This is a genomic window from Clostridium sp. CM042, assembly GCF_055080995.1.
In genome coordinates, this window is the sequence record NZ_CM143646.1 from 2,125,713 (window position 1) to 2,144,781 (window position 19,069).

16 protein-coding genes are annotated in these 19,069 nt (G+C 31.4%); 6 read left to right on the top strand and 10 right to left on the bottom strand.

All coding sequences use genetic code 11. The features are described from left to right. Positions 1 to 54: 54 nt before the first annotated feature. The 3 genes from ACWJJ7_RS10025 to ACWJJ7_RS10035 all read left to right on the top strand — a co-directional run bounded on the left by ACWJJ7_RS10025 (position 55) and on the right by ACWJJ7_RS10035 (position 3,246). Positions 55 to 1,677 carry a PTS transporter subunit EIIC gene (locus tag ACWJJ7_RS10025; RefSeq protein WP_462962010.1) on the top strand — a complete coding sequence of 541 codons (1,623 nt, stop codon included), beginning with the start codon at positions 55 to 57 and terminating at the stop codon, positions 1,675 to 1,677. A gap of 20 nt (positions 1,678 to 1,697) precedes the next feature. Continuing rightward, a complete protein-coding gene (locus ACWJJ7_RS10030; RefSeq protein ID WP_462962011.1) occupies positions 1,698 to 3,020 on the top strand; it encodes a 6-phospho-alpha-glucosidase in 1,323 nt (440 codons plus the stop codon). A gap of 61 nt (positions 3,021 to 3,081) precedes the next feature. Then, the gene (locus tag ACWJJ7_RS10035; protein ID WP_462962012.1) at positions 3,082 to 3,246 is read left to right on the top strand and encodes a hypothetical protein; all 165 of its coding nucleotides are present in this window, start codon (positions 3,082 to 3,084) and stop codon (positions 3,244 to 3,246) included. A gap of 130 nt (positions 3,247 to 3,376) precedes the next feature. On the opposite strand, the gene ACWJJ7_RS10040 is transcribed toward ACWJJ7_RS10035, so the two are convergent. From ACWJJ7_RS10040 to ACWJJ7_RS10050, 3 genes are all read right to left on the bottom strand, one after another. Beyond that, positions 3,377 to 4,240, bottom strand: a complete 864-nt coding sequence (locus ACWJJ7_RS10040; RefSeq protein ID WP_462962013.1) for a TPM domain-containing protein — start codon at positions 4,238 to 4,240, stop codon at positions 3,377 to 3,379. Between the two features lie 10 nt (positions 4,241 to 4,250). Continuing rightward, complete coding sequence (locus ACWJJ7_RS10045) at positions 4,251 to 4,820, bottom strand: LemA family protein (RefSeq protein WP_462962014.1); 570 nt, start codon at positions 4,818 to 4,820, stop codon at positions 4,251 to 4,253. A gap of 328 nt (positions 4,821 to 5,148) precedes the next feature. Further along, a complete protein-coding gene (locus ACWJJ7_RS10050; RefSeq protein WP_462962015.1) occupies positions 5,149 to 6,165 on the bottom strand; it encodes a MarR family transcriptional regulator in 1,017 nt (338 codons plus the stop codon). A gap of 573 nt (positions 6,166 to 6,738) precedes the next feature. Between ACWJJ7_RS10050 and ACWJJ7_RS10055 the strand changes: the two genes are divergently transcribed. Together ACWJJ7_RS10055 and ACWJJ7_RS10060 are read left to right on the top strand one after the other, a co-directional pair. Then, positions 6,739 to 8,412 (top strand): SulP family inorganic anion transporter, encoded by a 1,674-nt coding sequence (locus ACWJJ7_RS10055; protein ID WP_462962016.1) that lies wholly within the window; start codon positions 6,739 to 6,741, stop codon positions 8,410 to 8,412. A 259-nt stretch (positions 8,413 to 8,671) separates the two neighbouring features. Further along, positions 8,672 to 10,672, top strand: coding sequence for a fructose-1,6-bisphosphatase (locus ACWJJ7_RS10060; protein WP_462962017.1), 2,001 nt, complete (start codon positions 8,672 to 8,674; stop codon positions 10,670 to 10,672). Between the two features lie 122 nt (positions 10,673 to 10,794). Here ACWJJ7_RS10060 and ACWJJ7_RS10065 read toward each other — a convergent pair whose 3' ends face one another. From ACWJJ7_RS10065 to ACWJJ7_RS10080, 4 genes are all read right to left on the bottom strand, one after another. Continuing rightward, positions 10,795 to 10,986, bottom strand: a complete 192-nt coding sequence (locus tag ACWJJ7_RS10065) for a hypothetical protein (protein WP_462962018.1) — start codon at positions 10,984 to 10,986, stop codon at positions 10,795 to 10,797. Positions 10,987 to 11,122: 136 nt separating this feature from the next. Beyond that, positions 11,123 to 12,412: a S1C family serine protease gene (locus tag ACWJJ7_RS10070; RefSeq protein ID WP_462962019.1), complete on the bottom strand. Its 1,290-nt coding sequence runs from the start codon at positions 12,410 to 12,412 to the stop codon at positions 11,123 to 11,125. 400 nt (positions 12,413 to 12,812) lie between these two features. Continuing rightward, entirely contained in the window at positions 12,813 to 14,039 is a 1,227-nt protein-coding gene (gene pepT, locus ACWJJ7_RS10075; RefSeq protein ID WP_462962020.1) for a peptidase T, read from the bottom strand. Between the two features lie 179 nt (positions 14,040 to 14,218). Beyond that, positions 14,219 to 14,809, bottom strand: coding sequence for a DUF1836 domain-containing protein (locus ACWJJ7_RS10080; RefSeq protein ID WP_462962021.1), 591 nt, complete (start codon positions 14,807 to 14,809; stop codon positions 14,219 to 14,221). Between the two features lie 381 nt (positions 14,810 to 15,190). Here ACWJJ7_RS10080 and trhA point away from each other — a divergent pair, with 381 nt between their 5' ends. After that, a complete protein-coding gene (gene trhA, locus ACWJJ7_RS10085) occupies positions 15,191 to 15,844 on the top strand; it encodes a PAQR family membrane homeostasis protein TrhA (RefSeq protein ID WP_462962022.1) in 654 nt (217 codons plus the stop codon). Between the two features lie 128 nt (positions 15,845 to 15,972). On the opposite strand, the gene nth is transcribed toward trhA, so the two are convergent. The 3 genes from nth to ACWJJ7_RS10100 all read right to left on the bottom strand — a co-directional run bounded on the left by nth (position 15,973) and on the right by ACWJJ7_RS10100 (position 18,879). Further along, positions 15,973 to 16,608: an endonuclease III gene (gene nth, locus ACWJJ7_RS10090; RefSeq protein WP_462962023.1), complete on the bottom strand. Its 636-nt coding sequence runs from the start codon at positions 16,606 to 16,608 to the stop codon at positions 15,973 to 15,975. Between the two features lie 19 nt (positions 16,609 to 16,627). Next, a complete protein-coding gene (locus ACWJJ7_RS10095; protein ID WP_462962024.1) occupies positions 16,628 to 17,587 on the bottom strand; it encodes an L-threonine 3-dehydrogenase in 960 nt (319 codons plus the stop codon). Between the two features lie 98 nt (positions 17,588 to 17,685). Continuing rightward, positions 17,686 to 18,879 carry a glycine C-acetyltransferase gene (locus ACWJJ7_RS10100; RefSeq protein ID WP_462962025.1) on the bottom strand — a complete coding sequence of 398 codons (1,194 nt, stop codon included), beginning with the start codon at positions 18,877 to 18,879 and terminating at the stop codon, positions 17,686 to 17,688. Positions 18,880 to 19,069 lie beyond the last annotated feature (190 nt).

A 19,069-nucleotide genomic window follows, 5' to 3' on the forward strand; every position in this document is an offset into this window, starting at 1 on the left:
TAACTAATTAAAAATATAGATTTAAAATTTAAACTAAATATTAGGGGGCTATTAATGTCAAATTTTAAGAAGAATTTTCAAAGCTTTGGAAAGTCATTATTATTTCCAATTTCTTTATTGTCCTTTATGGCAATATTTTTGGGGCTGGCTGCAGCGCTTCAGAATCCAAACATTATTAAATCGGTACCATTTTTAGGAAATGAGCCATTACAAATCTTTTTAGGACTTATCCGTAAAGTATCCGGACTACCATTTGCACAACTTCCTTTATTGTTTGCTATGGCAATCCCACTAGGAATGGTAAAACGTGATAAAGAAGTTGCAGTGTTTTCTGCAGTTGTTGGCTATATTGCAATGCTTGTTGGTATAAGTTATATTTTAAGCATACAAGGACTTACACCATTAACAACAACTGTTGAATATTTAACGGCGAATAAATCAATGAGTCAAGTGGATGCAATCTTGAAGAATTCATTATTTACAAATATGCTTGGAATATTTGTCTATAACATGAATGTGATTGGCGGTATTATAGCTGGTCTTATGGGAGTGCTAATCCATAATAAATTCAGAAAAACGGAATTACATCCAGCCTTATCATTTTATAGTGGTAAGCGATTTGTTCCAATTATCTCAGCACTTATCATGGTAATTGTGGGTATGATACTAGCATTTGTTTGGCCAGCGATTAATGCAGCAATTATTTCCACAGGAAAGCTTATCAGTGAAGCAGGATTATTTGGAGTTTTTCTTTATGGGTTTACAGAAAAGATCATCAATCCTACAGGATTACATCATATTTTAAACCAAACCTTCCGTTTTACGGCATTAGGTGGGATAGAAACCATCGATGGGAATAATTTAGTTGGTGCAATGCAGATTTATCTTTATCAACTAGATAACAATTTACAGTTTTCAACAAATGCAACACAGTATTTAGCACAAGGTAAAATCTTACACATGGCATTTGGAATGCCAGCTGTAGTATATGCTATTTACCGTAAATCTCTTCCAGAGAAACGAGACAAAGTGATTAAATTCTTTTTAGCTGGTTTAACTGCGGCTATTTTAACAGGAATTACAGAACCGATTGAATTTACATTCATATTTATTTCTCCTATCTTATGGATTGTGAATTCTGTTTTTGCAGGTCTTTCATTTTTAGTGCCTGCCATGTTTCATGCTGCTATTGGAAATATTCAGGGTGGAATCATTGACTGGTTTGTTTTCGGAGTATTACAAGGTGCACAAACGAAATGGGTTATTTACTTGTTTTTAGGTCCGATTTTCTTTGCAATGTATTATTTCTCATTTAGCTTTATTATCTCTAAATTCAACGTAATGACAATTGGAAGAAGTGAATCTGACTTTGAAGATTCTGAAGAAGAAACGGGAACTGGAGAAGCGTTAAAGGGTGATGATAAAATTTCAGCACGTAATATTATTGAAGGCTTAGGCGGTCTTGACAATATTGTGGAAGTAGATAACTGCATTTCACGTTTGCGTGTTGAGTTAATGGATGGTTCGAAAATAAATAAGGATTTAATAAAAAAGACAAAACCAAATGGGATAATTATTCCTGATCCAAATACAATTCATATTGTTTATGGGGGAAGAGTTACAAAAATACGAAACATGGTAGATGATTATATTTACAATTTAAAATCAGTAAAATAATTTAAATAGGAGTGATTCAATTGAAAAAGTTTAACGTAACGCTTGTTGGAGGAGGAAGTACATGGACTCCAGGACTATTACAAAGCCTATGTAAAATGAAAGAAACATTCCCAATGAATAGGTTAGTCCTGTTTGACATTGATGCGCAAAGACAATCAATTATTGGTGAATTTGCAAAGGTGTTATTTTCAGAAAGCTATCCAGAATTAGAATTTTATTATACAACAGATGTAGAAGAGGCTTATAAAGACGTGGATTTTGTGTTTATGCAGATGAGAACTGGCGGATTTAAAATGCGTGAAAAAGATGAAAAAATACCATTAAGTATGGGGCTTGTAGGACAAGAAACTTGTGGTGCAGGTGGATTTGCTTATGGATTACGTTCTATAGGTGATATGATAAAAACTATTAATGATATTCGTAAATACTCAAAAGATGCATGGATTTTAAACTATACAAATCCAGCAGCTATAGTGGCAGAGGCAGTTAGAAGAGTATTCCCGGATGATAAAAAAATATTGAACATATGTGATCAACCTGTAAATTTATTAAGATCTTACGGTAAAATTTTAGGAATGGATTCTAGTGAGTTTGAACCAGTTTACTTTGGATTAAATCATTTTGGATGGTTTACACATTTATTTGATAAAGATGGAACAGACTTAGCTCCGAAGTTAAGAGAATTAATATGTGAAAATGGGTTTAAGCCTGTTGATGCAGAGCAACGCGACAAATCTTGGCTTGCAACTTATGAGAATGTTTCAAAGATGCTTAAAGACTTCCCAGAGTATCTTCCAAATACCTACTTACAATATTATTTATATCCAAGCGAAAAAGTAGCACATTCAGATCCAAATTATACTCGTGCTAATGAAGTAATGGATGGTAGAGAAAGAAAAGTATTTGAAGAATGTATACGAGTTACACAAGTGGGTACTTCAAGGGGTTCTGTACTTGTACACAATGATGCACATAGTGAATTCATGATAGAAGTTGCCCAGTCTATTGCTTATAATAAGCAACGTATATATATAGTAATAACTGAAAATAACGGTGCGATTTCAAATATTCAAGATGATGCAATGGTAGAAGTAGCAGCTGTAATGACAGCTAATGGACCAAGACCACTCGCTGTAGGAAATATATCTACTTTCTATAAAGGATTAATGGAGGGACAATTAGCTTATGAAAAGCTAACTGTTGATGCATATATGGAAGGTTCATATCAAAAAGCTTTACAAGCTCTAACTTTGAATAGAACAGTAGTATCTGCTGAAAAAGCACGTAAAGTACTTGATGCGTTAATTATAGCAAATAAAGAATATTGGCCAGAACTTAAATAAACTTTGCTATTGATTTATAAGCGATTTATAAATAGAATAAAACTTAAAATTGGATAAAGATATGAAACATTTTGCAGCTGAAATTAAAAGATGTTTTTCAAAAGAGGAGATTATTGAAGAAATAGCAAGAGTAACAGGTTTTGTGAAAAGAAAAGGTAAACTTAAAGCATGGGAATTCGTTTGCTTATGCTGCTTTATGGATGCAGAGGTTGCGAATAACACTTGAGAACCTGATAATTATCCCTTCGATACCAATACCACTCAAAAGCTTTCATAGTGATTATTTCTAAATATTAAAAAGCAGAAAACACATTGTTTTTCTGCTTTTTAATATTTAATTCCACCAAATTATTTTATTACCAACCTCCAGAAGATCCTCCGCCACTTGATGAACCGCCTCCAAAGCCTCCAGAACCACCTCCGGAACCTCCGAAGCCACCACCATTTCCGCCACCACGTCTACCGATTGAACTCCAAAATAGCAATGTAATAATAAATCTAGTTATTCTTCCTCTGTTAAGAACAAAGTCAAGAAAAACTAATACAATAAATCCTATTACTAGAATTCCACTTCCCTTTTTAGAGACGTTTGAACTTTCAACATATTGTGGAACATTAACGTTCTTATCTAGTTTTACATTGTATTCTTTAGCTATATTATCTGACAAAACTGAATATGCTGCCCTAAGACCCTCTCCATATTGATTTTGCTTAAATTTTGGCACTGCAAAATCATTCATAACTCTTGAGGAGTATATATCCGTAACAGCCCCTTCTAGACCTGTACCTACCTCTACTCTCCACTTTTTTTCCTTCATTGATAATAGAATTAATAGCCCATTATTTTTATCCTTTTGTCCAATACCAAAACTTCTGAAAATGCCAGTAGTATAAGATTCTATAGGCTCTCCCTGCAGCGAATCTATAACCACAACAGCAGCCTGTGCACCTGTTTTAGCTTCTAATTCCTTACCTACTGACAAAATATATTCTGCAGATTTACTATCTATTACTCCAGCGTAATCATTAACATACTTTAATTCTGTAGCTTTAGGATATTCGGTCTCTGCATTCACTATATTCATAACTGTTACTTGACTCAGTAAAAATACGCTTATCATAACTGCAAAAATAATTTTTGTGTTCATTTTTGCTTTCGTAATCATGTTTGGTGAAAAATTATGAATGTTCCTAATTAATTTCATTAGATAAGTCTTCATATTCTATCTCCTACTTAGTAAAGTCAACTTTTGGTACTACCTTAGCTGATTCACTAGCCTTATAATATGCCTTTTCATCAAATCTAAAAATCCCTGCAATAACGTTGGTAGGAAATTTTTTAATTGTGCTGTTGTAATTAGAAACATTTGTGTTATAATCTTGCCTTGCTGTTCCTATTCTATTTTCTGTACCTTCTAGAGCTACCGTTAAATCCCTAAAATTCTGACTAGATTTTAAATCCGGATAGTTTTCTACAACTACTAAAAGCCTTGAAACTGCACTTCCAAGTTCGCTATCCGCTTGTGCTTTGTCTGGCACCGTTTTTGCTCCTGCAAGTTTAGCCCTGGCATCTGCTATTTTTATAAATATATCTTTTTCCTGAGAAGCATAACCTTTCACCGTTTCTACCAAATTAGGAATTAAATCAGATCTTCTTTGCAATTGTGTATCTATGTTTCCTTCTGTCACTTTTACCTTTTGTTCTAAACTTACAATTTTATTGTAACCTCCAATAATAGGCATTGTTATTACTAGAAATATTGCTGCGACAATTGCAATTGTTCTTAACGTTTTATTCATTTCTATACCACCTTTTTGTTTTATAGAATATCTAATAGTTATTAACTATTTATGTATCTAATTATAATAGATATAATTATTAAAGCAAATTTATCCTTATATAATAATTTATGAATTTATTAAGCGTACTATACTACTTTGCTATTTATTCTTTGAAATTATGTATTATTTCAAAAATATATTATTTAAATTTATCCTTTAGCTAATTAACTTTTATTAAATTTTAAATAATTATAAAATTTAATTAGAATATAAAATAAAGGACCCCATTATAGCTTCCTTTATTTTACTAAATTATCAACAGCATTCTTAAACAGACCCTAAATTTTCACTCTCCCAATGCACTACTTTCGATAAAAGCAAAGGTTTTTTTTATGTATTCTTCTGTTTTGTAATTACCTAATCTATCATTCATTCTCACTAAAAGAGAATTTAACTTTACAATATCCTGCGGACTAATCTCTTTCAATTCTTCAAAGATTAGTAAAGTTTTTTGATTCTTGTTATAATCTTCTATTATTAACATTTCACCTTGCTGAGATATATCTAAGTAATAGGCATTTTTTATTAGAGCTTTTTCTTTATGAATAAAATGCTTACTATTTAAATTCTTTACTATTACATGAACTGTAGAAGGTGACCAAAAGCTAATTTCACTTAATTCACTTGATGTAATACCTGGGAATGCAGCAATTATCCACAATGCTCTAAGCTGAGCATAAGTTACATTAAATTCCTTAAGTGGTTCGCTATGATTGCTTTTAATAGTTAAGATGAATGTTCTTAAAAGGTTATATACTCTAATAGTCTTTTTTATAATACTAACTGCATTTGCATCAAAATCTGTTAAATCAATCTTTAAATTCATTTCATTAATCTTCTCAATATAATCAAAAATAAACTCTTTCTTTTCTTTTATTATAATTCCAGTAAAAATTTCTATAATAAAATCTAATTCTTTATGTGAAAATAAGCCTATTAAGTCAAAAAGATAGATCTTTTTTTTCTTATCCTGTTTATTTATATTAATAAAGCAATTACCCATTTCTGTTAATTGAAATTTATATGCCTTTTTATTATTAGCTTCTTCTTTGAATATCAACTTTTTGCTCATCAAAATTTTAATCATATTACTAACAGTAGGTGAAGTCCAGCATCCAATCCTTGCGACGCTACTTAGTGAAATTCCCGGAAACACTTTGATAATCCAAAGAATTCTAAGTTGTGGCAAAGTTATACCTGAAGTTTCTACCATCCTTGCGTAATTAGATTCAATTTTTAAAAAAGCATATCTTGCTAGATTATATAACGAATGTATATTTAACAAATATTCATTTTGTTCCATAAAATGTCCCCTTATATGTTAGTTTAGCATTAATAGGAATTATTATTTTCACACGCCTATCTAACATTCAATATTGTATCAAAAATGTTATACCAAATCAATAAAAATCATATATTCTCTCTTATAACAAAATATATGCTTTTTATTGTTTTTTGTGTAAAATATGATATAATAAACATGTTATATAGTATTTATTATCACGTATACTTAAATACGCTTTCATTATTTATAAAATTTTAATATCAAAAACTAATATATTTGGAGTAAAGTAATATTAAGTATAATAATATTAAAAATAATTATATTTGGAGTAAAGTAATACTTCTATATATCTATTTTTAATATTCGAATGCTAATTAAAACAATACTCTTTTATAGTTATTTTTAATATTCGAATACTAATTAGATCATCTCCTGCGGAGCTGCAACATCTTCGTAGAAGATGTATTAACGACTTCAAAAGGAGATTTATACTCCCACTGAAGTTTTTTATTTGTTAGGGTATGTAACTCCCACTTATAGAAGTGGGAGACTTCCCTTCTGAAATGTCGTTAAAATAGAGGAGTGAAAATTATGTTCGTCCCAAAACTATTTACCTGTTTAAAAAATTATTCTAAAGAGCAGTTTATCAAAGATTTTGTTGCTGGAATCATTGTTGCTATTATTGCTCTCCCCTTATCTATAGCTCTTGCCATAGCTTCTGGTGTCTCTCCCGAAAAAGGGATTTACACAGCAATTGTCGGTGGATTTGTAGTCTCTTTGCTGGGAGGAAGCAGAGTTCAAATTGGTGGTCCTACTGGTGCTTTTGTAGTTATTGTATTTGGTATTGTTGAAAAATATGGCATTGACGGTCTAATTGTATCTACAATCCTCGCAGGCATTTTTATTATAATAATGGGGCTTCTTAAATTTGGCGGTATGTTAAAGTTTATTCCCTACCCTATTACCACTGGATTTACAAGCGGTATCGCTATTATTATTTTCTCCACTCAGATTAAAGACTTCTTTGGGCTAACCATGCAAACCGTGCCTGCAGACTTTATTCCTAAATGGATTGCTTACTTTAATAGCTTAAACACTTTAAACATGCAAAGTATGATTATTGGTATTCTTTCACTTTTAATAATTATATTTTGGCCTAAAGTAAATAAAAAAATTCCAGGTACGCTTATCTCAATAGTGATAGCCACTATATTAACCCTTGTATTCAATTTGAATATAGAAACTATTGGAAGTCGTTTTGGCGAAATTTCAAGTTCATTGCCTAGTATTTCTCTTCCTCATACTTCTTTTAGTATGATAAAGGAACTCATGCTTCCAGCTCTAACAATTGCAATTTTAGGCGGAATAGAATCCTTACTATCTGCAGTAGTCGCTGATGGTATGATTGGTGGTTCACACCGATCTAATATGGAACTTGTAGCTCAAGGGTTTGCTAATATTTGTTCTGGTCTTGTGGGTGGTATTCCTGTAACTGGTGCAATAGCACGAACTGCAGCTAATGTAAAAAATGGTGGCAGAACTCCTGTTGCGGGTATTGTTCATGCTTTGGCACTACTCGTAATACTTTTATTGTTTATGCCATTTGTAAAACTTATACCTATGTCGTCTTTGGCCGCAATATTAATTATAGTGTCATACAATATGGGAGAATGGGAATCCTTTAAACAAATATTTAAAGCTCCTAAAAGTGATGCCTTAGTTCTCTTAGTTACTTTTTCTTTAACACTCTTCTTCGATTTAGTAATCGCTATAGGAGTAGGCTTACTTCTTGCATCGTTACTATTTATGAGAAGAATGGCAGATGTTACAGATGTACGATTTATTATTGATGAACATAAAGACGAAGACCAAATAGAGCTTATAGATAGTATAAAAACTCCAGAAAATGTATCTCTATATGAAATTAATGGACCTTTCTTTTTCGGTGCAGCAGATAAATTTGTACATGCTATTAGAGAAATAGGTATTCCCACTAAAATTTTAATTGTAAAAATGTCCAATGTACCTGCTATAGATGCTACGGGATACCACGCTTTAAAAATGCTTTACTCCCTTTGCACAAAACATCACACTCAGTTAATAATATTAACTCTTCAAGGACAGCCTACTAATGCTCTTGAAAAATATGGATTTATAGATATTCTAGGAAAAGAAAATTTCTGCAGTAATGTTGAAGAAGCTATTGATAGGGCTAATTTATTACTGAAAACTCCTAAAGTCTCATTAAAAAATCAAATTTTATAAAATAGTAAGAGATATCTTACCTATACTAAAAAGTACATTGGCATAAGTCAGTGCACTTTTTATTGTTTAAACTCTACCTGTTTCAAATACAAGCCCCCTTCAAAAGCATATTTTTGTAAATTAATCTATATTTAAAATAAAAAAATATTTTGCTTTAATATTACAATAATCTATAATAATGTATTATACTATTAACTGTAGCCTTTATATTAAATGGGCTACACAATAGAATTATTTCTATTATAAAGGAGAGTCAAAAATGATATTTTCTAGTGAGACACCAATTGATACTATAGAGGAAGATTTGAGATATGTTAAGTTGTTGGCTAGCAAGTATCCCACAATTCCAGATGCTTGTACCGAAATAATAAATCTACAAGCTATCTTAAACCTACCTAAAGGAACTGAGCATTTTCTTACAGATATTCATGGCGAATATGAATCCTTCAACCATGTTCTTAGGAATGCCTCTGGCGTAATCAAAAGAAAGATTAATGATATTTTTGGTAATTCACTGAGAGATAGTGAAAAAAAAGAACTAGCAACCCTTATATATTACCCTGAACAAAAGTTAGACCTAGCGCTTAAAGAAGAGGATGATATAGACGATTGGTACAAAATCACTCTTCATAAACTTATTAAAATTTGTAGAACCATCTCCTCAAAATATACTAGATCTAAAGTCAGGAAAGCACTGCCTGTAGATTTTTCGTACATTATTGAAGAATTACTTCACGAACAACAAAGCACTTTTAATAAACAGGAGTATTACAATGGAATTATTCAAACCATAATTAAAATTGGGAGAGCTAAAGAATTTATAATTGCTATTTCAAACCTAATTCAAAGGCTTACTGTAGATAGGCTTCATATTTTAGGTGATATTTATGATAGAGGACCTGGAGCTCATGTAATCTTAGATACCCTTATGCATTACCACTCTATCGATATACAATGGGGTAACCACGATATACTTTGGATGGGAGCAGCCTCCGGCTCTGAAAGTTGTATTGCTACTGTTCTTCGTATTTCAACGAGGTATGCAAATTTAGATACTATCGAAGAAGGTTATGGCATTAACTTATTGCCCCTGGCAACCTTCGCTCTACATTTTTATAAGGATGACCCATGTAAATCCTTTAAACCTAAAGTTCTTTCTGAAGATAATTATGGAGAAAAAGACCTTAAACTAATGTCTCAAATGCATAAAGCCATTTCTATAATTCAATTTAAGCTTGAAGGCGCGATAATAAAAAGGCGTCCTAATTATGAAATGCAGGACAGGCTACTTCTTGATGAGATAGACTATGAAAAGGGTATCATTGAAATTGCGGGAAAAGAATATACGCTAAACGATACTAATTTTCCAACTATAGATCCAAGTGACCCTTATAAATTAACTGAAGAGGAAAGGGAACTTATTGACAAACTTAAATCTTCTTTCTCAAATAGTGAAAAGCTCCAAAAGCATATACATTTCTTATATTCTAAAGGTAGTATGTACTTAAGATATAACTCCAATTTGCTTTATCATGGATGCGTTGCACTGAATGATGATGGTAGTTTTAAGAAAATGAAAATAGATAATATCACTTATAGTGGGAAATCCTATATAGATAGAACTGAACGAGTAGCAAGAGAAGCCTATTTTGGCAAAGCAAATTCAGAATCCAAGCTTTATGCTTTGGACACCATATGGTATTTGTGGTGTGGTTGTAATTCCCCTTTATTTGGGAAGGATAAAATGACTACCTTTGAGCGATATTTTATAAATGACAAAAGCGCTCATACAGAAGTCAAAAATCCATACTATAAATATAGGGATGATGAAACAATATGCAATAATATATTAACTGAATTTGAATTACCCCCACATGATTCACATATTATAAATGGTCATGTTCCTGTAAAAACTATACAAGGGGAGAGTCCTATAAAAGCTAATGGTAAACTTTTAGTTATCGATGGTGGTTTTTCTAAGGCTTACCAACCAGAAACAGGCATTGCTGGTTATACCCTTATTTATAATTCCTATGGATTGCTTTTAGCATCCCATGCACCTTTTGAATCTACGCAAAAGGCTATCGATGAAGGTAAGGATATTCTTTCTTCTACTATAGTTCTAGAAAAATCTACAAATCGTATACGTGTAATAGATACGGATGTAGGCCTCGATATTCAGGATCAAATTAAAGATTTAGAGTCACTTCTTACAGCATATAGAAAAGGGCTTATTAAAGAACAACGGGTAAACTTATAAACCTTAGAATTTAAAGCCACTTGATGCTCACTGAGCCAAGTGGCTTTACCCTTGTTAATTATCACTTTTAGTGCTTAATATAATATGAGTTATGGGTAACTTAATTTAGATAGCTAATATTGCTACTTACCATCATGCATGTTTAACAATTCTTGTAATTTTTGAGCTTGCATTGCAGATTGTTCTGCAAATTCCCTAAATGTATTACTTACTGCTTCTTCCGATACTTCCTTTGCAAATGATTGATAATCTCTAGTATTTTCTTGTGCGTCTAATAATTTTTTCATAATAGTATCTCTGGTGTTCATTTCCATTATCATCACTCCTTCACTGCTATTTTCCCACAAAAGATATTTTTTATGTGTTTTAAATTTAAAAATTCGTTAATAAATAAAAGAAACAAGGAATCATACGATTCCATGTTTCTTTTATTTACCATATACATTGAATTTATTCAGAAAGTGTTAAATTTACTTTTATTGTATTTCCTTTTCTAACCAATTCTATTTTAATTACATCACCTGCTTTATGTGTACCTTTAATCTTATTTATTTCTTCCACAGTTTTAATCTTTTTACCATCGAACTTTGTAATTGTATCTTCTGCTAGCATTCCAGATTTTTCTGCCGCACTAAACTCTTTAATTTGTGCAATGTATACTCCCACTGGAATATCATATTCCTTTGAAATATCTTCAGTGATGTCTCTGCAAGAAATTCCTATGTTGAGAATCGGTTTAAGCAAACTTTCAATTTTAGGGTTTATTGTATTAATTGGTATTGAAAAACCCAATCCTTCTACCCCTTCTTGACCTATTTTAGCAGTATTTATTCCTATAACTTGACCCTTAGAATTCACAAGCGGGCCACCACTATTACCTGGATTAATTGCTGCATCCGTTTGAATAAACTTCAAATCTTTATTTTCAATACTTATTTGCCTATTAACTGCACTAATAACACCTGTAGTAACAGATCCCAGTAATTCTTTCCCTAAAGGATTACCTATTGCCACAACTGATTCTCCTACTTGAAGCGTATCTGAATCTCCAAATTCAGCCACACCTGGAACCTTAGTATTGTCAGCCAATTTAATTACAGCTACATCAGCTGTAGCATCATAGTTGATTACTTTTGCAGAAACTTCCTTTCCATCACTAAGCATAACTTTAATGTTCTGAGCCCCGCTTACGACATGGTAATTAGTCAAAATATATCCATCTTTACTAAATATTATCCCAGTTCCCACACCTTCTTGCTGTTGAGCTTGCCTACCAACATCTCTACTTACACTAGAAGTATTTGTAGAAATTGCAACTACAGCGGGTCCTACCTTTTTTACAATTTCAGGTGTAGTTAAATTTTCTGTACTATTAGCAGAAATAAGCTTTGCACTTGAATTGCTAGAAGCCGTTGTATTAGTTTCTTTAGGCGTAACAGGAGTGCTTGTATCCTTCATCATACTCATTGTTACAACAGCAGAACCTACACCTCCAAGTGTAGAACATATTACCCCTACTATTATGTAAGATAATATTCTCTTACTCATCCCACCTTTATTTTTTTTCATCTTTTTATTGTTTACTTCCGTATAATTGTTATTTTCTAACTTAGGATTAATGTTTTCACTTTCTTTTTCGTTATACCCATCATTAACTACATTTACCGTAAGGTTTTCGTTAAGCCCTTCACTATGGATTATAGTTTCGTTCATTTCATTATTATTTGTACCGTCGCTCATATTATTTCCCTCCTCATTTATCCCTGTGTATAGATATTAGTCATTAACTGTTATTCCCTCAAACATTATAATAAATTTGATTTATATATACTTTTTTTTATTTTGGCTTATGTTTTATCTTTAATTACATTCTAAGACCTTTATGTTACAATTTGGTGACAAATTTGTTAACAAACTTTTAATTAATATTATTGTTTAACGATATTTCAGAAGGGAAATCTACCACTTCTATAAGTGGTAGCATAAATTTCCTTCTGAAGTCGTTAATGCATCTTCTCGAAGCTGTGCAGCTCCGCAGGAGATGATTTAATAATAAAGAAACCATTATATAAAAATATAATGGTTGTTTTCTTTATTGTAAATCGTTATTTATTTTCATTATTTCGGATGATTCACAGCATTATTTACCAGCATATAACTCAACTATTTTAAGTATTACTTCAACAGCTTTTTCCATAGAAAATGTTGGAATGAATTCATATTTACCATGAAAATTATGGCCACCTGTGAACATATTGGGCGTTGGAAGCCCCATAAAGGAAAGCCTTGCGCCATCCGTACCGCCTCTAATCGGCTGCATTATAGGATTTATTCCCACTTCTTTCATAGCCAAGAATGCTGTATCTACAATATGTTTAACTGGCTCTATTTTTTCTTTCATATTATAATATTGGTCCTTAATATCTATTTCAATTGTTCCATTACCATATTTTTCATTTAGTTTATATGCTACATCTTTGATAAATACCTTCCTATTTTCAAATCTTTCACTATTAAAATCTCTTATAATATATTGAAGTTTTGTTTCTTCAACTTCACCATTAAAACTAATCAAATGATAGAATCCTTCATAACCTTCTGTATTTGATGGTGTCTCATTTTGTGGCATTGAATTTACAAATTCGTTTGCTATAAGTGTAGAGTGAATCATCTTTCCTTTCGCTGAACCTGGATGAACATTTCTTCCATGAATACAAATTTTTGCTCCTGCGGCGTTAAAATTTTCATATTCTAGTTCTCCGATAGTTCCTCCATCCATAGTATATGCGAAATCTGCATCAAATTTTTTCACATCAAAAATATCTGCACCGCGACCTACCTCTTCGTCCGGTGTAAATCCAATGCGAATAGTACCATGTGGAATATGGGGATTTTCTATTAAGTATTCTACAGCAGACATTATTTCTGAAATCCCTGCTTTATCATCAGCTCCTAGTAAGGTGTTTCCATCGGTGGTTATAAGTGTTTTCCCTACGTAGTTCTTTAATTCTGGAAAATCCTTTGGAGACAGTACTATATTATTTTCTTTATTTAATATTATGTCATCTCCATCATAGTTTTCAATAAATTTAGGATTAACATTTTTTCCTGATATATCTGGTGCAGTATCCATATGTGCTATAAATCCTATAGTTGGTATGTTTTTTTGTACATTTGCGGGAACAGTCGCCATTACATATCCATTATCATCCACACTTGCCTGTTTTAGCCCCATTGCCTTTAATTCCTTAACTAATTCTGTCGCAAGTTTCATTTGCCCAGTTGTACTTGGAACAGTAGTTGATTCCTCATCAGATTTTGTATCGTAACTTACATATTTTAAAAATTTTTCTACAACTTTTGACATATGCTCATCTCCTTAATCTTCATAAACTAATTCACTGGTTATATACCATTATATTACAATCACCTCAAATTTTAAACACTTTTTATAAGCATATTTAAATAAAATAAGTGTTAATAGTTTATTTTACATTAGAAAAGTTTTATATCAGAACTACATAAATGAAATATGTACAAAATTTATTATTCTTTCTTCAAAAAGTTATCAATTAATTTTTCTGCCATTCTCTTTTGCATATTAGCTTTATTAATAAGTAGCAATATCATTAGTATTAATTCTATTAACTCCCCATCCTTTTTTCCCATTTCTTTAATTTTCTCTTTTATAAAATCGGTATCTTTATCAATATCTCCTGCAAACTCTTGATTTTGAACTTCTTTAATTGCTAAAAAGTTATTATATAAATCTTTTAATGGAATACTCATACTTTGAGGAGCTTTTATATCAATAATAGGATCAAACATTGTATTAATATCATTAATTGATATAGTCTGCTTCAAATTATAGATAAGTGTCAGCAGAATCATATGTTCATTTGTATATTTTTTATTTTTTGCTGGCATCAAAACTTTACCTTTAGTATAGTTATTAATCATAGTTTTTGTAAGAATTTTATCTTCTTCATTTCTTCTAAGGCTTCCAAGCTTTTCGTTAAAAAAAGTTGTAACCTGATCCATGTATAAATCCACGCATGGTATTTCCATTAATTTAATATCTTTTGTTCCTGTAATCTCTTCAACTAATTCATTTAGACTTTCCTTGTTATAATCCATTTATTCCACCTCACCTTCATTATATAGTATAGCTTACTCATAATCCACTATGAATAACCTACAATTATAAGCACTCTATACTTATGACTTTTGTTTGATGGTACCCGTATCATTTCTAATCCATACTTTGTAGTTTGTAATAATTAAATGATCATCTTAGATGTTGCAATATTAACTATAAATATAATATTATTACTATTGATTTTTATCACTTTATGATGTAGTATTAATATATATCCAATCTAGTTTTAAAAACTATGTATAGACTTATTATAACTGGATAACATATATTTAACTAGTAAATATTATAAATATTTTATCCTTATTTTTCAGAATCATTAGATTTAAATAATAAATTTTAATTTTAAAGGAGTGAGTGATTTGTTATCAAAATTTAGAGAACCTGTAAGCAGTCTTACACATTTAGCTGGCGCTTTTTTATCCCTAATAGGTTTAATACTTCTAATTAAATATTCCTTAATCATTTCGAATATATATAACACTATTATACTTACAGTATTTGGAGTAAGTTCAATGCTCCTTTACTGTGCAAGTTCAACTTATCACCAGTCTTTATCTTCACAAAGGGTTATAAAAATACTTAGAAGAGTAGATCATTCTATGATATATGTTCTAATTGCAGGAACATATACTCCTATTTGCTTAATTGCTTTAAAAGGCACCATTGGAACTCTGCTTTTCTTCGGTATTTGGATTTTAGCTCTTATAGGAATTGTTTTGAAGATAGTTTGGTTTGATGCCCCTAGATTGTTATACACTGGATTTTATATTTTAATGGGTTGGATTTCTGTCATTGCTATTGTCCCTATTATAAAAGCTGTATCCTTAGGTGGTTTTATGTGGCTACTAGCTGGTGGGCTCTTTTATACTGTAGGTGCTGTTATATACGCTACTAAACGTCCCAAAATAAACCTAAAACTTTTTGGATTTCACGAGATATTTCATATTTTCATTATGTTCGGAAGTCTTTGTCATTTTATACTTATGTTTAAGTACATAATGTACATTAACTAAGTTTGCTATAGTTAGAATTTTTAAAAATATAATTCCATTAAGCATATTCAAAAAATAAAAGCTCTTTAATATTTTCAAAATATAAAGGGCTTTTATTTTTCAATTTTCAGCTAGCTAAAATTTGCTACCTATTTTCCTTTTCCATTTAGAAATTCACAATAAGGCGCTATTGGACACACCTCACAATTGGGTTTCCTAGCTTTACATATTTTTCTTCCATGCCATATAATATAATGATGAGCATCACTCCACATTTTTTTAGGGATATTTTTCATAAGCTTCTGCTCTACCTCGTGAACGTTCTTTCCTGAGGCAAGCCCTATTCTGTTTGAAACTCTAAAAACGTGGGTATCTACAGCAATCGCTGGAATACCAAATGCATTCGCCAAAACCACATTAGCAGTTTTTCTTCCAACTCCTGGAAGTTCTATTAATTCTTCCATTGTGCTTGGCACTTCGCCATTATGTCTTTCTAATATAAGCTTTGTAGCTCCCAAAATATTTTTACTCTTATTATTATAAAATCCACAGCTTTTAATTTTTTCGCCTAGTTCTGAGTCTGATAAGGCAATCATGGATTCTGGTGTATTATACTTCTTATACAACTGCTTTGTAACTATATTTACTCGATCATCTGTGCACTGTGCTGATAGTATGGTTGATACTAAGAGCTCATAATGCGTTGTAAAATCTAACCCACACTTTGCCCCCGCATACGTTTCGTTAAAAATTTCAAGTACCGCTTTTATTGTTTTTTTATTCATATAACTCCCCTACTCTACATTACTCAGCGCCAATTCCTTTAGTTCTTAATTTTTCAAGCATATCAGTAGTCATTTTTGGCAAATTATATTCAGCAATAAATCCCCACTCATCTTTAGCACAGGTTGAATCCATTGAATTTGGCCATGAATTAGCTATTCCTTGTCTTACTGGATCTACATTATAATCCATTTTAAATCCTGGAATATGTTTTTTAATTTCATTAGCTATTTCTTCTGGTTCAAAACTCATAGCTGCAATATTAAATGCATTTCTGTGTATTAATTTTGATGCATCAGCTTCCATTAACTTAATTATTGCATTTATTGCATCTGGCATATACATCATATCCATTTTTGTTCCGCTGCCAATGAATGAAGTGTATTTACCTGACCTTAATGCTTCATAATATATATCAACAGCATAGTCAGTTGTCCCTCCACCTGGAAGAACTTCATAAGAAATTAAACCCGGAAAACGTACGCCCCTTGTATCAACTCCAAATTTCTTATAGTAATAATCACATAATAATTCTCCCGAAACTTTATTTACACCATACATAGTTGTTGGTCTTTGAATTGTATCTTGGGGAGTATTATCTTTAGGTGTAGATGGTCCAAATGCTCCTATAGAGCTAGGTGTAAAGAACTTACACTTAAGTTCTCTAGCAACTTCTAAAGCATTTACAAGTCCACCCATATTGATATTCCAGGCTAGTAGTGGTTTTGCTTCAGCTGTTGCTGATAATAAAGCTGCTAAATGAATTAATGAATCTATTTCATATTTTTTACAAAGTTCAAGCATAGCTCTATGATCAGTTACATCCAGTATTTCAAAAGGTCCTGAAGTAACTACTTGACTATCCTCAGATTTCCTTAAATCTGTAGCTATTACATTATCACTGCCATAAATTTCTCTCATTTTCATTACGAGTTCTGAACCTATTTGTCCTAATGCTCCTGTTACTAATATTTTTTTCATTTTACACCCTCCATATTAAATAAATATTCTTAACATTTAATATTAATTTAGGTATAACACCTAGTAACTATGTGTTATACCTAAATTAGATATATTTTTTATTTTATTACATTCATTTCTCTACCAACTTTTTCATAAATAGCTAACGCTTCATCTAACATTTGTTTTGTATGAGCTGCCGTAGGCATATTTCTTACTCTTCCAGTCCCTTTTCGAACAGTTGGGAATACTATTGATTTTGCGTAAACTCCTTGGTCAAATAGCTTCTTACTAAATTCTTGAGTTTTAACTTCGTCTCCTATTATACATGGAGTAATCGGAGTTTCACTATTTCCAATATTAAAGCCAAGTTCTTTTAAACCCTTCTTTAAGTAATTTGCATTTTCCCAAAGTTTATCATGTAACTGCGTACTTTCCGTAAGAATATTAATAGCTTCAATAGCAGCCCCTGCTGCTCCTGGAGTTAGTGATGTAGAGAATAGGAATGGTCTAGCCCGAACCATGAGCCAATCAATCAAATCCTGCGAACCGGCTACGTATCCACCTACAACTCCAATAGCCTTTGATAAAGTTCCAATTTGGAAATCTATTTTATCTGACAAACCAAAGTGATGTACAGTGCCTGTACCTTTTCCAAGGACTCCTGAGCCGTGAGCATCATCAACATATGTTATTAAGTCAAACTCTTCTGCTATCTTGACAATTTCCGGAAGCTTAGCAATATCGCCGTCCATAGAGAATACACCATCAGTAATAATCATTATTTTTTCATACAAACCTGATTCTACTGCTTCTTTTGCCTTATTTCTTAAATCCACCATATCAGAGTGTTCCACTCTTATGATTTTCGCACCAGATAATCTACATCCATCTATTATTGATGCATGATTCAATGAATCTGAAAGAATTGCATCTTTTTTATTCATTACTGCTGAAATTGCGCCCATATTACAATTAAACCCTGACTGAAAAGCAATAGCTGCTTCTGTATGTTTAAATTTAGCAAGTTTTTGCTCTAATTCGATATGAATTTCTAAAGTACCATTTATTGTTCTAACAGCACCTGCTCCTGCACCATATTTTTTAGTTGCTTCAATAGTAGCTTCAATCATTCTAGGATTAGTAGCAAGACCTAAATAATTATTTGAAGATAAATTGATTAACTTTTTATCTCCAATTGTAATAACAGGTCCATTTGCACTCTTTAGTGTATTTATCACATTATATAAACCTTTACTTTTTAAATCATCTAAATTTTCTTTTAAAAATTTTCCTAGTACTTTACTCCCCATGGTAACATACCTCCAATTTTTTATTTTGTAAATTCTTATAAAAATATAAGAATTTTGTATTTAATTACAACTCTATTATATATCATTTAATAGTAAAATGCCGTTAAATTATAAAAATTTTTACAGCTTAGTGTAAAAAATACTTTTTATATGTTTTTCAGATCAAATAAAATCTATATATAAAGGTTTT

Coding starts and splice junctions, on each gene's coding strand:
- ACWJJ7_RS10095 (WP_462962024.1), bottom strand. CDS start 17,587: ATGAAAAAAATATTAGTAACAGGAGCATTAGGACAAATAGGTTCAGAA.
- ACWJJ7_RS10025 (WP_462962010.1), top strand. CDS start 55: ATGTCAAATTTTAAGAAGAATTTTCAAAGCTTTGGAAAGTCATTATTA.
- ACWJJ7_RS10070 (WP_462962019.1), bottom strand. CDS start 12,412: ATGAGCGACGGTACAAATAATAATGAAATGAACGAAACTATAATCCAT.
- ACWJJ7_RS10080 (WP_462962021.1), bottom strand. CDS start 14,809: ATGGATTATAACAAGGAAAGTCTAAATGAATTAGTTGAAGAGATTACA.
- ACWJJ7_RS10050 (WP_462962015.1), bottom strand. CDS start 6,165: ATGGAACAAAATGAATATTTGTTAAATATACATTCGTTATATAATCTA.
- ACWJJ7_RS10100 (WP_462962025.1), bottom strand. CDS start 18,879: ATGGGGAGTAAAGTACTAGGAAAATTTTTAAAAGAAAATTTAGATGAT.
- ACWJJ7_RS10060 (WP_462962017.1), top strand. CDS start 8,672: ATGATATTTTCTAGTGAGACACCAATTGATACTATAGAGGAAGATTTG.
- ACWJJ7_RS10065 (WP_462962018.1), bottom strand. CDS start 10,986: ATGGAAATGAACACCAGAGATACTATTATGAAAAAATTATTAGACGCA.
- ACWJJ7_RS10055 (WP_462962016.1), top strand. CDS start 6,739: ATGTTCGTCCCAAAACTATTTACCTGTTTAAAAAATTATTCTAAAGAG.
- ACWJJ7_RS10045 (WP_462962014.1), bottom strand. CDS start 4,820: ATGAATAAAACGTTAAGAACAATTGCAATTGTCGCAGCAATATTTCTA.
- ACWJJ7_RS10040 (WP_462962013.1), bottom strand. CDS start 4,240: ATGAAGACTTATCTAATGAAATTAATTAGGAACATTCATAATTTTTCA.
- nth (WP_462962023.1), bottom strand. CDS start 16,608: ATGAATAAAAAAACAATAAAAGCGGTACTTGAAATTTTTAACGAAACG.
- pepT (WP_462962020.1), bottom strand. CDS start 14,039: ATGTCAAAAGTTGTAGAAAAATTTTTAAAATATGTAAGTTACGATACA.
- ACWJJ7_RS10035 (WP_462962012.1), top strand. CDS start 3,082: ATGAAACATTTTGCAGCTGAAATTAAAAGATGTTTTTCAAAAGAGGAG.